Annotated in this window: 11 protein-coding genes; 2 read left to right on the plus strand and 9 right to left on the minus strand. The window is 71.9% G+C overall.

The window, feature by feature from the left end; translation table 11 throughout:
* Positions 1-123: 123 nt before the first annotated feature.
* Entirely contained in the window at positions 124-1,326 is a 1,203-nt protein-coding gene (metX, locus tag PUW82_RS12970; RefSeq protein WP_274222688.1) for a homoserine O-acetyltransferase MetX, read from the plus strand.
* Between the two features lie 3 nt (positions 1,327-1,329).
* Here the strand turns inward: metX and PUW82_RS12975 are convergent, their stop codons facing one another.
* From PUW82_RS12975 to PUW82_RS13000, 6 genes are all read right to left on the minus strand, one after another.
* Positions 1,330-2,559 (minus strand): MFS transporter, encoded by a 1,230-nt coding sequence (locus PUW82_RS12975; RefSeq protein ID WP_274222689.1) that lies wholly within the window; start codon positions 2,557-2,559, stop codon positions 1,330-1,332.
* Positions 2,560-2,624: 65 nt separating this feature from the next.
* A complete protein-coding gene (locus PUW82_RS12980) occupies positions 2,625-3,290 on the minus strand; it encodes a GAP family protein (protein ID WP_274222690.1) in 666 nt (221 codons plus the stop codon).
* Positions 3,287-3,799 carry a TetR/AcrR family transcriptional regulator gene (locus tag PUW82_RS12985; RefSeq protein ID WP_274222691.1) on the minus strand — a complete coding sequence of 171 codons (513 nt, stop codon included), beginning with the start codon at positions 3,797-3,799 and terminating at the stop codon, positions 3,287-3,289. The genes PUW82_RS12980 and PUW82_RS12985 overlap by 4 nt, the downstream gene beginning before the upstream one ends.
* A 59-nt stretch (positions 3,800-3,858) precedes the next feature.
* Entirely contained in the window at positions 3,859-4,170 is a 312-nt protein-coding gene (locus PUW82_RS12990; RefSeq protein WP_274222692.1) for a thiamine-binding protein, read from the minus strand.
* Between the two features lie 13 nt (positions 4,171-4,183).
* A complete protein-coding gene (locus PUW82_RS12995; RefSeq protein ID WP_274222693.1) occupies positions 4,184-5,389 on the minus strand; it encodes a glycosyltransferase 87 family protein in 1,206 nt (401 codons plus the stop codon).
* 31 nt (positions 5,390-5,420) lie between these two features.
* On the minus strand, positions 5,421-6,269 hold the full coding sequence (locus tag PUW82_RS13000) for an ADP-dependent NAD(P)H-hydrate dehydratase (protein ID WP_274222694.1): 849 nt from the start codon (positions 6,267-6,269) through the stop codon (positions 5,421-5,423).
* A 35-nt stretch (positions 6,270-6,304) separates the two neighbouring features.
* Here PUW82_RS13000 and PUW82_RS13005 point away from each other — a divergent pair, with 35 nt between their 5' ends.
* On the plus strand, positions 6,305-7,372 hold the full coding sequence (locus PUW82_RS13005) for an NADH:flavin oxidoreductase/NADH oxidase (protein WP_274222695.1): 1,068 nt from the start codon (positions 6,305-6,307) through the stop codon (positions 7,370-7,372).
* 60 nt (positions 7,373-7,432) lie between these two features.
* On the opposite strand, the gene PUW82_RS13010 is transcribed toward PUW82_RS13005, so the two are convergent.
* The 3 genes from PUW82_RS13010 to guaB1 all read right to left on the minus strand — a co-directional run bounded on the left by PUW82_RS13010 (position 7,433) and on the right by guaB1 (position 11,740).
* Positions 7,433-8,500 carry a hemolysin family protein gene (locus PUW82_RS13010; RefSeq protein WP_274222696.1) on the minus strand — a complete coding sequence of 356 codons (1,068 nt, stop codon included), beginning with the start codon at positions 8,498-8,500 and terminating at the stop codon, positions 7,433-7,435.
* Positions 8,497-9,858, minus strand: coding sequence for a hemolysin family protein (locus tag PUW82_RS13015; RefSeq protein WP_274222697.1), 1,362 nt, complete (start codon positions 9,856-9,858; stop codon positions 8,497-8,499). Before PUW82_RS13015 ends, PUW82_RS13010 begins: the two co-directional genes overlap by 4 nt.
* Before the next feature lie 424 nt (positions 9,859-10,282).
* Entirely contained in the window at positions 10,283-11,740 is a 1,458-nt protein-coding gene (gene guaB1, locus PUW82_RS13020) for a GMP reductase (RefSeq protein WP_274222698.1), read from the minus strand.
* Positions 11,741-11,900 lie beyond the last annotated feature (160 nt).

Below are 11,900 nucleotides of genomic sequence, written 5' to 3' on the forward strand. Positions count from 1 at the left end.
GGATTTTGACGGCCCCTCGGTCCGCCCGTCGGCGACCGAAGCACTAGCGTGGACGAGCTGGCGTCACGCCCCGATGGCGTAACAGTCCGTCGGCGGCGCCCGACCCGCGGGAGAATGTCTGACATGGACTGGCAGACCTCCGAAGACACGGTGCCCAGCGCGCCGATCACGGAGGCTGACGCCCGGCTGCTGCGCGCTCGGCCGCCCGCGACCGGGGCGTGGCGCGACGGCGATCCCGTCGGCCACCGGCGCTTCGCGACGTTCGGCGCACTGCCCACGGAGAGCGGCCGCGACCTGCCGGCCTTCCGCCTCGCCTACGAGACGTGGGGCGAGCTCTCCCCTGCCCGCGACAACGCGATCCTCCTGCTGCACGCCCTCACCGGCGACAGCCACGTGCGCGGCGACGCGGGCCCGGGCCACGCCACCGCGGGCTGGTGGGACGACATCGTCGGCCCCGGCGCGCCGATCGACACCGACCGCTGGTTCGTCGTCGCCCCGAACATGCTCGGCGGGTGTCAAGGGTCGACGGGACCGTCATCGATCGCCGCGGACGGCTCGGAATGGGGCGGGCGCTTCCCTCACCTGACCATCCGCGACCAGGTGGCCGCGCAGGCGCGGCTCGCCGACGCCCTCGGGATCGACGTGTGGGCGGCCGTCGTCGGAGGATCGATGGGAGGCATGCACGCCTTGGAATGGGGCGTCGGCCTTCCCGACCGGCTCGAGCGACTCGCCGTGCTGGCGGCGCCGCCGGTCAACACCGCCGACCAGATCGCGCTCAACTCCGTCCAGGTCGAGGCGATCCGCATGGACCCCCGTTTCCAGGACGGCGACTACTACGACGCCGGCGACGGCGACGGACCGCACCGCGGGCTGGCACTCGCGCGGCGGATGGCGCTGCTGAACTACCGCAGCCCGACGGAACTCAATCTGCGCTTCCAGCGCACCTGGCAGTCGGGCAAGAGCCCCATCGGCCACGGCGGCCGCTTCGCCGTCGAGAGCTACCTCGACTTCCACGGCAACAAGTTCACGAGGCGCTTCGACGCCAACAGCTACATCACCCTCGTCGAGGCGATGAACTCCCACGACGTCGGTCGCGACCGCGGCGGGGTCGAGGATGCGCTCGGTCGGGTGACGGCGCGCACCCTCGTGCTCGGCGTCGACTCCGACCGGCTGTTCCCGGTCGAGGGACAGCGCCGCATCGCGCGCGGCATCCGTTCGACCATCGATGACGAGGCCGTCGTGATCTCGAGCGATTTCGGGCACGACGCCTTCCTCATCGAGACCGCTCTCGTCGGCGCGCACCTGCGCCGTCTGCTCGCCTTCTGACGCTCAGCGCGCCGTCGCCGAGCTGCGGCGACCGACCCGGGTCTCGACCGAGAAGCTCGCGACAGCGATCACCAGACCACCGAGGGCCAGGACGACCCCCACCCAGACCGGAGCGACGAACCCGAGTCCCGCCGCGATCACGGCACCACCGAGGGCGGCGCCCATCGCATTGCCCATGTTCAGGGCCGAATGGTTCAGCGCTGCGGCGATCGACTGGTTGTCGCCGGCGACATCCATCAACCGCGTCTGGATCGTGGGGCTGAGAGCGGCCGAGAAGAACCCCACGAGGAAGACGAAGATGCCGACGGCGATGATCGACCCCGCGGTGAGCGCCAGCAGCGCCTGTACGACGGCGAGCGCGACGAGCCCGCCCACCAGACTGCGGCGCAGATCGCGGTCGGCCAGCCGTCCGCCCACGAGATTGCCCGTCGTCATCCCGAGCCCGGCGACGACGAGCACGATCGGCACGACCCACTGCGGCGAGCCCGCCGCCTCGGTCACGAGTGTGGCGATGTAGCTGTACACGGCGAAGAACCCGCCGAACCCGACGGCGCCGATGCCCAGCGCGAACCACACCTGCCCGATGCGGAACACACGCAGCTCGGCGCGGAGGGTGCGCGAGGGCTCCCCGGCGTGGTGCGGCACCGTCGCCGCGATCGCGATCGTCGCGGCGGCGAAGATGACGGCGACCACGAGGAAGGCCGCTCGCCAGCCGAACTGCTGGCCGAGGAAGGTGCCCAAGGGCACGCCGACGACATTCGCGATCGTCAGGCCGGTCAGCACGAACGCCACGCCCTGCGCGCGCTTGCCCGGGCCGAGGACGTCCGCCGCGACCAGCGCGCCGATGCCGAAGTAAGCTCCGTGCGGCAGCCCGGCGAGGAAGCGCGAGACGGCGACGAGCTCGAACGTGGGAAGCACGAGCGTGAGGGCGGTGAACACCGTGAGCGCCAGGGCCAGGAACACCATCACCCGGTGCCGCGGATACTTCGCGACGGTTCCCGCGATCGTCGGCGCTCCGACGACGACTCCCGCCGCGTAGAGCGTGATCAGCCACCCCGCCTGGGCGATGGCCGCCTCGGGGTCGTCCGCGTAGACGCCGGGGGTGAGCTCGCGTGCGATCTCGGGAAGCAGCCCCATGACGACGAACTCGGTCATCCCGATGCCGAAGCTGCCGATCGCGAGGGCGAACAGCGCCCAGCGGGCAGCGGAGCGGGGCAGCGCGGGGGTGGTCACCGAGCGAGCCTAACCCTGCGCCGCCGCCGGGTCGAATCGATTCGAACCGGAGTGGATACGGGCGGTCACGCGAGCCAGAACGGCACCGACGCCACGGTGATGCCGAGAGCGATGAGGATGAGGGCGATCGGAACCGAGCGGGCGACCACGCCCGTACCGAGCCGTGTGACGAGGGATTCGAGGCGTAGGCGAATCCGGTCCCGCGCCACCATGCCCGCCACCAGCAGGACCAGACACGGCAGGCAGTAGACCACCGCGTATCCGGCGAGCACGGCCAGCCCGGTCCCGATTCCCACGCCGAAGGACACCAGCCGCTCGATCGCGACGAAATACGGGAACGCGTTCGGCAGGTCGGCCGCGGTCAGGAGCACGCCGAAGGGGACGGCGGTCCAGACGGTGAACCACGGCGGCAGCACGATGGCCCGCCGCGGCCGTTCGCGGAACCGCCGCAGTCCCGCCACGGCGAGCGCGACACCCGCCGCGCCGAACGCGACGAAACGGAGCGCGACGCTGATACCGGTCACCGCACCCGCGGCAGCCCCTGCCGTGAGGAACAGGGCCGCTCCGACGACGAAGACCGTGGCTGCGGCACCCGCCACGGCCGCGCCGGCGAGCAGACCCGGATGCCGCGGCGCCGCCACCAGGATCAGCGTCACGGCGACGATCGTCGCCGGGTTCAACGAGTCGAGCAGCGCGAGGCCCGCGATGCCGAGCAGCAGCGCCCCGCTCATCGCGTCGCGCCGGATTCGGGTACGAGGTGGCGCACGAGGTCGTCGATGCCGTCCGCTGCCTCGACTCCGGCGATCGCGTTCGCGACCAGCGCGTCGCCGACGAGCCGGATGACACGCGCCCGGACGGGGTCGCCCACCTCGGACGCGATGGCGCGCTCCCACCGCGCGAGGGCGTCACGCGCATCGGCGAGGAGCGCCGACGCCTCGCCCGCCTCGGGTCGGAAGCCTCCCGCCAAAGCGCGGAGCAGGCCCCGCTCGTCCGCGTCGGCTGCCGACAGGCGCAGCCAGGTCTCGGCCGCATTCCCCCGCGCGACGACATCCGCCATTACCGCATCCACCTCGTCGAGCGCCTGCCGAGCGAGCCCCGACACGAGCGCTGAGCGCGAGGCGAAATGGTGCATCAGGCCGCCCTTGGACACCTCGGCCGCAGCGGCCACCGCGTTCAGCGACGGGACCGCTCCGGATTGCAGGGTCAGTCGACGAGCCTCGGCCAGGATCCGTTCGCGCATGATCCGACCCTAGCCGATCAACCGACCGACCGGTCGGTTGGCGAGGCGGTGCGACGCTCTCAGGCGCCGTCGTCGTCGATCGCCCGCTCGAGCCGGTCGATCTTCGCGTCGAGCTCACCGGTGTAGCCCGGGCGGATGTCGGCCTTCAGCACGAGCGACACCCGCGATCCGAACGGCAGCACCGCGTCGGTCGCTCGTTTGACGACATCCATCACCTCGTCCCACTCCCCCTCGATCTCGGTGAACATCGACGTCGTCCGGTTCGGCAGGCCCGAGGCCCGCACGACGGCGACGGCGGCGGCCACAGCGTCGTGGACCGAACCGTCCGACCGACCGGTGCCGCTGGGAGCGACGGAGAAAGCGACGAGCATGGGAGCCTCCGAATCAGGCGGGAACGGATGCCGGCCGGGGCACGGGCACGCGCGCGAGGCGCACGACCATCCACACCCCCAGCGCGACGAGCAGGACATTGCGGACGGTGAGCACCGCGACGCCGAGCGGCTGGGCGGTCAGGACGTCGTTGTAGAGCACCGGGTAGATGAGCTGGGTCAGGCCGCTCAGCACGAGCACGGCGACCGCCGGTCGCGACCACGCCCGCCGGTCGAGCACCAGACCGAGCACCACCGCAGGCACCAGCCAGCACAGGTACTGCGGCGACCCGACCTTGTTGAGGGCGACGAAGGTCACGACGAGCGCCATCGCCGCCGTCGGCAGAACGTGGCGCACGGCCGCTCCGCGCCAGGTCTGCACGGCGGCGAGCCCCGCGACGGCCGCGACGCCCGCGATGAGCACGGGCGTCATGATCGCGATGACCGGGTCGATGTCGGAGCCGGTGACCTGGAAGGTGAGGATGTCGCTGGCGTAGTACACCGAGAAGCCGGGGATGCCGAGCATGGTGCCCCACACGTAGAACGTGCTCACCGGCGCCTCGACCTGCAGTCCGCGCGAGGTCTGATCGCCGACGAAGCCGAGCGCGTGGGCGGCACCGCCGGCGGCGATGACGACCGCCAGGGTCGCCGCCGAGACCACCAGGCCCGACACGATGAGGGCACCGCGCCGACGCAGCACGATGACGGCGGCCCCGATGAGCGCGGCGGGCCAGACCTTGATCCACGTCGCGACGGCGAGCAGGATGCCGGCGAGCCCGGGCCGGCCGCGCAGCCACACGCACCCCATCACGGCGAGCGCGACGGTGATCGCGTCGAGGCGGTACAGCCCGACCGGGCCGAGCAGGATGATGGCGGCGAGCCAGAACCCTGCCGCCGTCACACGCCCGCGCGAGCGCGCGTCACCGATGAGCACGGCGAAGGCGATGGCGTCCACCACCGCGACGAGGACCGCCCATCCGACCGTGTAGCCCGCGATCCAGGCGAACCCGTGAGCGAGCACCATCGGCACGAGGGCCAGCTGCGGGTAGACCCAGTCCTGGTCGATACCGACGATCTCGCCGCCGCTCAGCGCGGCCCGCGACCACGGTTCGTAGACGAGGTAGACATCGCCCATCGGCTGGTTGGGCAGGACGAAACCGAGCACCGAGACGAGCAGATGCACGAGCGCGAACGCGATCCACAGCGTTCCCCGTCTCGACACCGTCACATCCTACGACCGGCCCTTCGCGGGGTCAGAATGCGGCGTGGTCTCCGGCCAGCAAGGCTGCCACGACACCCGGTACGGCTTCGGCGACATCGAGCGCCGTGCGCGGGCCGGCGCCGGCAGCCCGCCCGGCGTGCCCGTGCACGAAAGCGGCGGCCGCGGCGAGAGGCGCGAGCGCGGCGGCATCCAGGTCGTGGTCGGCGCCACGCGCGGCGACGATCGCACCGAGGATGCCGCCGAGCACGTCTCCCGTGCCCGCGGTGGCCAGCCATCCGGTGCCGGCCCGCACCACCGCGGTCCAGCCGTCCGGCGCGGCCACGATCGTCTCGGCACCCTTGAGCAGCACGGTCGTCCCGCTCGAGCGTGCCGTGTCGCGCGCGGCATCCGCACGCTCGTCGAGCGTCGTCGCGGTGCGCTCGGGCAACCCGAGCAGCTCGCGCAGCCGGGCGTGCTCGCTCTGGTGCGGGGTGACGACGGTCGGGGCTGTGGCGCCGGCGACGAGGTCGAGCGCCCCGGCGTCGACGACCACGGGCACCTCTCCGCGCATGAGCTCCTGCAGGCGCGCCGTCTCGGCGGGCGGCCGCGTCGCGGCATCCGTGCCGGATCCGATCAGCCAGGCCTGCACCCGGCCCGGCATCGTCACCGTCTCGGGCCGGCGCTGCAGCACGAGATCGGACGCCCGATCGGGCCCGAGGTAGCGCACCATGCCGAGCCCGGTGCGCCACGCCGCCTCGACGCCCAGGACAGCGGCTCCGGGATATTCCTGCGAGCCGGTGCGGACACCGAGCACTCCCCGGGAATACTTGTGGTCCTCGGCAGTTGGCTCCCGCAGGAGCGCGGCCGTGTCGCCCGCATCCCACTCGTGGATCTCGACCATGGCGCCACCCTATCGGCGCCGATAAGGAGCCCGGCGTGAGCCAGCTGTTCAGCCCCCTGACCATCCGCGCCGTCGAGGTGCCCAACCGCCTGTGGGTCGCGCCCATGTGCCAGTACTCGGCGGTCGACGGCATGCCCAACGACTGGCACCACGTGCACCTCGCCCAGTTCGCCTCCGGGGGCGCCGGGCTCGTCATGGCCGAGGCCACCGCCGTCGTGCCCGAAGGGCGCATCACCCCCGACGACACCGGCATCTGGAACGACGAGCAGCGCGACGCCTGGAAGCCCATCGTCGCCTCGATCCGCGCACGCGGCGCCGTGCCCGCGATCCAGCTCGCGCACGCCGGACGCAAGGCCTCGACCTGGTCGCCGTTCGCGGATGCCAACGGCACCGTGCCGGCGAGCGAGGGCGGCTGGCAGGCCCTCGCCCCCTCCGCCGAGGCCTATGACGGATACGCCCGACCCGCGGCGCTCGACCTCGCGCAGATCGACGAGCTGGTGGCGGCCTTCGCCGCGGCGGCCGAGCGGTCGCTCGACGCGGGCTTCGAGGTGCTCGAGATCCACGCCGCGCACGGCTACCTGCTGCACGAGTTCCTCTCGCCCCTGTCGAACCTCCGCACCGACGAGTACGGCGGATCGCTCGAGAACCGCGCGCGCGTGCTGCTGCGCATCGTCGAGGCGGTTCGCGCCGTCGCCCCCGACGCCCCGCTCTTCGTCCGCTTCTCAGCCACCGACTGGGCCGAGGGCGGCTGGGATGTCGCCGACACCGCGACGGTCACCACCTGGGTCGCCGAGCGCGGCGTCGACCTCGTCGACATCTCCAGCGGCGGCAACGTCGCGCACCAGAGCATCACGACCGGTCCGGGCTACCAGGTGCCGTTCGCCCGCGAGGTGCGCGACACGACCGGCGTTCCCGTCAGCGCCGTGGGCGAGATCACGACGGGCACGCAGGCCGAGGAGATCCTCGCCGCCGCGCACGCCGACGCGATCATGGCCGGTCGGGAGTGGCTGCGCGACCCGCACTTCGGGCTGCGCGCCTCGGTCGAGCTCGGCGAGGACGCCGCGATCTGGCCGCCGCAGTACGTGCGCGCACGCCGACGCTGATCCCGCGACGAATGCCGGACGCGCCGTCCCCTCGGGGCTGCGCGTCCGGCATTCGTGGTCTCAGCGGCCGGGGCGGCCGTGCGGTCCACGACGCGTCGCGTCGTGGACCTCGCCGATGAGCTCCTCGATGATGTCCTCGAGGAACAGCACCGCGGTCGTACGCCCCTCGGCGTCGCGCACCTGGGCGAGGTGACGGCTCGAGCGCCGCATCAACGCGAGCGCGTCCTCGAGATCGGTCGTCTCGGCGACGGGCACCATGAGGTGGATGCGCTTGGCCTTGATCGGGCGCGACGCGGCGTCGTCGTCGACCTCGGCCTCGCGCAGCACGTCCTTCAGGTGCACGTACCCGACGGGCTGGGCGGTGTCGTCGACGATCACGTAGCGCGAGAAGCCGTGGCGCGCCACGGCGCGCTCGACATCCTCGGGGGTCGCCGTCTCGGGCAGCGTGACGAGGTCGCCCAGCGGCACGGCCACGTCCTTCGCCTTCTTGTCGGTGAACTCCATGACCGCCGCCACGGTGCCCGACGCGTCGTCGAGCACGCCCTCGATGCGCGAGGTCGCGACGATCGTGGCGACCTCATCGAGCGTGTAGGTCGAGGTCGCCTCATCCTTCGGCTCGACGCGGAACAGCCGCACGACGTGATTGGCGATCCAGTTGAGCACGACGATCACCGGGTAGAACAGCCGCGACACCCACATGAGCGGGGTCGCGAGCAGCAGCACGGCTCGGTCGGGCAGCGAGAACGCGAGGTTCTTCGGCACCATCTCGCCGAACACGACGTGCAGGTACGACACGATGATCAGCGCGACGATGAAGGCGACGACGTCGACGGCCGCCTCGCCCCATCCCGTCAGCCCCAGCGGCACGGCCAGCAGGTGGTGAATGGCCGGCTCGGAGACGTTCAGGATCACCAGCGAGCAGATCGTGATGCCCAGCTGACAGGTCGCGAGCATGAGCGTCGCGTGCTCCATGGCCCACAGCGCCGTCTTGGCGGGGCGGGAGCCCTTCTCAGCGAGGGGCTCGATCTGCGAGCGACGCGCCGAGATGACCGCGAACTCGCTGCCGACGAAGAAGGCGTTGAACGCCAGCAGAACGACCAGCCAAGCCAGTCCAGCCCAATCGTTCATCGACGCTCACCCCCGTCGCGGCGGTCGGCCCCGGCCGCCGCACCCGCGTCCGCCGTAGCGGACTCGGGCAGGGGCGTGGGCTCGAAGCGGACGCGGTCGACACGGCGTCCGTCCATGCGCTGCACGGTCAACGTGCCGTCCTCGACCTCGACGGTGTCACCCACGACCGGGATGCGTTCGAGGACGCTCATCATGAAACCTCCGACGGTGTCGTAGACGTCGCCCTCGGGAACCCGGATGCCGGTGCGGTCGCGCACCTCGTCGGGGCGCAGTTCTGCGGGGAAGACGATGCCGCCGGCCACGCGGAGGACGCCGGCGCGGCTGCGGTCGTGCTCGTCCAGCACCTCGCCGACGATCTCTTCGACGAGGTCCTCGAGCGTCACCACGCCGGCAGTGCCGCCGTACTCGTCGACGACGATGGCCATCTGGTAGCCGCGGGCGCGCAGCTCGGCGAGGACGGCATCGAGGTGCACCGCCTCGGGCACGCGCAGCGGCTCTTCGGCGATGGCGGCGGCCGGCACGTCCAAGCGTCGCTCGCGCGGCACGCTCACGGCCTGCTTGACGTGCACGATGCCGGTGATGTCGTCCATCGACTCGTCGTAGACGGGGAACCGGCTGTGGCCCGTGCGGCGGGCGAGCTGGACGACATCTTCGACGCTGTCTCCGGCCGCGACCGCATGCAGGCTGGGGCGCGGGGTCATCACGTCGGCGGTCGTGAGACGCGCGAAAGTGAGCGATCGGTCGAGCAGCGACGCGGTGTCCTTCTCGAGCACGCCGGCGCTGGCCGAACGGCGCACGAGGCTCGACAGCTCCTCGGCCGAGCGAGCGCCCGAGAGCTCCTCCTTCGGCTCGACGCCCATCGCACGCAGCACACCGTTCGCACTGCCGTTGAGCACCATGATCGCGGGACGGAACACCGTCGTGAACAGCGACTGGAACGGGATCACGAGCTTCGCGGTCTGACGCGGGATCGCGAGCGCGAAGTTCTTGGGCACGAGCTCGCCCAGGATCATCGAGAACACCGTCGCCACCGAGACGCCGACGACGGCGGCGACGGGGCGAGACACCGTCTCGGGCCACCCCCACCCGTTGAAGACGGGCGCCAGCAGGTTCGAGATCGCCGGCTCCATCGTGTAACCGGTCAGCAGCGTCGTGAGCGTGATGCCCAGCTGCGCGCTCGAGAGATGGGTCGAGGTGATGCGCAGCGCGGCGATCGTCATCGACAGGCGCGACTCACCCGCGGCCTCACGCGCTTCGAGGTCGGCGCGGTCGAGGTTGACCAGCGCGAACTCGCTCGCAACGAACAGACCGGTGCCGACGGTCAGCAGGAGCCCCACGCCCAGCATGACGTAATCCATCAGGCGTCACCCCCGTTTCCACGGGGTCGGCGGGGCGAGGGTCGGCAACTGGGAGGGTCGTCCATCGTGCGGTCGATCTTACGCCTGTCCGACGCTGGGCCGGGGGCCGGATGGCGCCGCTTCGCGCGCACTTCGGCGCACCGCGCGCAGTTCGAACCGCGCTGCACGCGGAGAACTGCGTCCGACGTGCACCGTCGACATCGAACGGGCAGGCCCCGTACGCACCGGCGGAGGTGTGGGCGGCGCTGACTCACCCTGATCGACACTGACCTCGCCGACAGCGTCCGCGAGTCCGAGAGCCGTGTGCTCATCGACCGGCTCGGCTTCCCCGCCCCCACGCTTCATTGATCCAGCGCAGTTCGAACCGCGCCATCGCCCGAACTGCGCCCGACACCACCCCGGGGACGGCCGGATGACGCCGCTCCTACCAGCTGACGGGCAGAGCCTTGCCCTCTTCGTACCCGGCTGCGGACTGCAGACCCACGGTCGCACGGTCGTGGAACTCGGCGACGGTCGCGGCACCCGCGTAGGTGAACGACGACCGCACGCCCGAGGTGATCATGTCGAGCAGGTCCTCGACACCGGGACGCAGCGGGTCGAGGTAGATGCGCGACGACGAGATCCCCTCGGCGAACAGCTCCTTGCGGGCCCGCTCGTAAGCGTCGAGCCGGCCGAACCGGCCGACGACCGCCTTCGTCGAGGCCATCCCCCACGATTCCTTGAACACCCGGCCCTCGTCATCGACCTGCACCTCGCCGGGCGACTCGATCGTGCCGGCGAACCACGAGCCGATCATGACGGATGCCGCACCGGCGGCCAACGCCAGCGCGACGTCCCGCGGGTAGCGCACCCCGCCGTCGGCCCAGACGTGGGCTCCCCGCTCCGCGGCGGCCTGCGCGGTCTCGAGCACGGCGGAGAACTGCGGCCGCCCCACCGCGGTCATCATGCGGGTCGTGCACATCGCGCCCGGTCCCACGCCGACCTTGAGGATCGTGGCGCCCGCGTCGACGAGGTCCGCGACGCCGTCGGCGGTGACGATGTTGCCCGCGACGATCGGCAGTCCGAGGTCGAGCGCGGACACCTCGCGCAGGGCGCGCAGCATCCCCTCCTGGTGTCCGTGAGCGGTGTCGACGACGAGCACGTCGACACCGGCGGATGCCAGCGCTCGGGCCTTCGCCGCGACGTCGCCGTTGATGCCAACGGCCGCCGCGACGATGAGGCGCCCGTCGGCATCGACCGCGGGCCGATAGATCGCGGTGCGCAGCGCGCTGCGTCGCGAGAGCGTGCCGACGAGGGCGCCCTGGTGCAGGACGGCCACCACGGGGACGCCCGCGGCGTCGATGAGGTCGAACGCGGCACGGGGGTCGGGCACGTCGTCGGCGTCGATCGCGGTGGCACGGCCCCGGACGAGATCGCCGAGGCGGGCGTCGGGCAGCGCCGTCGCGAGACGTCCGGCCGGCACGATCCCGACGATGTCGTCGAAGCGCAGCGCGGCGCTGCTCGCGTCCGCGACGACGATGCCGTGCCCGTCGAGCGCGGGGAGGATGCGCGATGCCTCGGCCGCGGTGGTGTCGGGCGAGAGGACGATCGGCGTGTCCCAGGCCACCGGCTGATCCTTGACCCACCGGATCGCCGCATCGAGGTCCTGGAGCGGCATGTCCTGGGGCAGCACGCCCAGTCCGCCGCGGCGGGCGAGCGTCGCCGCCAGTCGCGGCCCCGTGACCGAGTTCATGTTCGCCGAGACGATCGGGATCGTCGCCGTGGTGCCGTCGCCGGGCGACAAGTCGACGTCGAGCCGGCTCGTGATCGCCGACCGGCGGGGGACGAGGAAGACGTCGGAGTACGTCAGATCGACCGTGGGCTGGGCACCGGAGAAACGCATGACCCTCACGCTACGCCGCCCGCGTGCGCCCGGCTCCGAGCGCGCGCGGGGATCATCGCGGTGACACTGCACCCTCACGCGGGGGCCGCGCAAGGCGGCATCCGGTCCGGTGATCTGGGCTACCCTAGGAGACTGTGCACGGCGGCTGACCATCGCCGTG

The organism is Microbacterium thalli (assembly GCF_028737325.1).
GTDB lineage: Bacteria > Actinomycetota > Actinomycetes > Actinomycetales > Microbacteriaceae > Microbacterium > Microbacterium thalli.

Excerpts from the sequence above, each read along its gene's own strand:
- metX (WP_274222688.1), top strand. The coding sequence starts at position 124 with ATGGACTGGCAGACCTCCGAAGACACGGTGCCCAGCGCGCCGATCACG.
- PUW82_RS12980 (WP_274222690.1), bottom strand. The coding sequence starts at position 3,290 with ATGAGCGGGGCGCTGCTGCTCGGCATCGCGGGCCTCGCGCTGCTCGAC.
- PUW82_RS12985 (WP_274222691.1), bottom strand. The coding sequence starts at position 3,799 with ATGCGCGAACGGATCCTGGCCGAGGCTCGTCGACTGACCCTGCAATCC.
- PUW82_RS12990 (WP_274222692.1), bottom strand. The coding sequence starts at position 4,170 with ATGCTCGTCGCTTTCTCCGTCGCTCCCAGCGGCACCGGTCGGTCGGAC.
- PUW82_RS13000 (WP_274222694.1), bottom strand. The coding sequence starts at position 6,269 with ATGGTCGAGATCCACGAGTGGGATGCGGGCGACACGGCCGCGCTCCTG.
- PUW82_RS13010 (WP_274222696.1), bottom strand. The coding sequence starts at position 8,500 with ATGAACGATTGGGCTGGACTGGCTTGGCTGGTCGTTCTGCTGGCGTTC.
- PUW82_RS13015 (WP_274222697.1), bottom strand. The coding sequence starts at position 9,858 with ATGGATTACGTCATGCTGGGCGTGGGGCTCCTGCTGACCGTCGGCACC.
- guaB1 (WP_274222698.1), bottom strand. The coding sequence starts at position 11,740 with ATGCGTTTCTCCGGTGCCCAGCCCACGGTCGATCTGACGTACTCCGAC.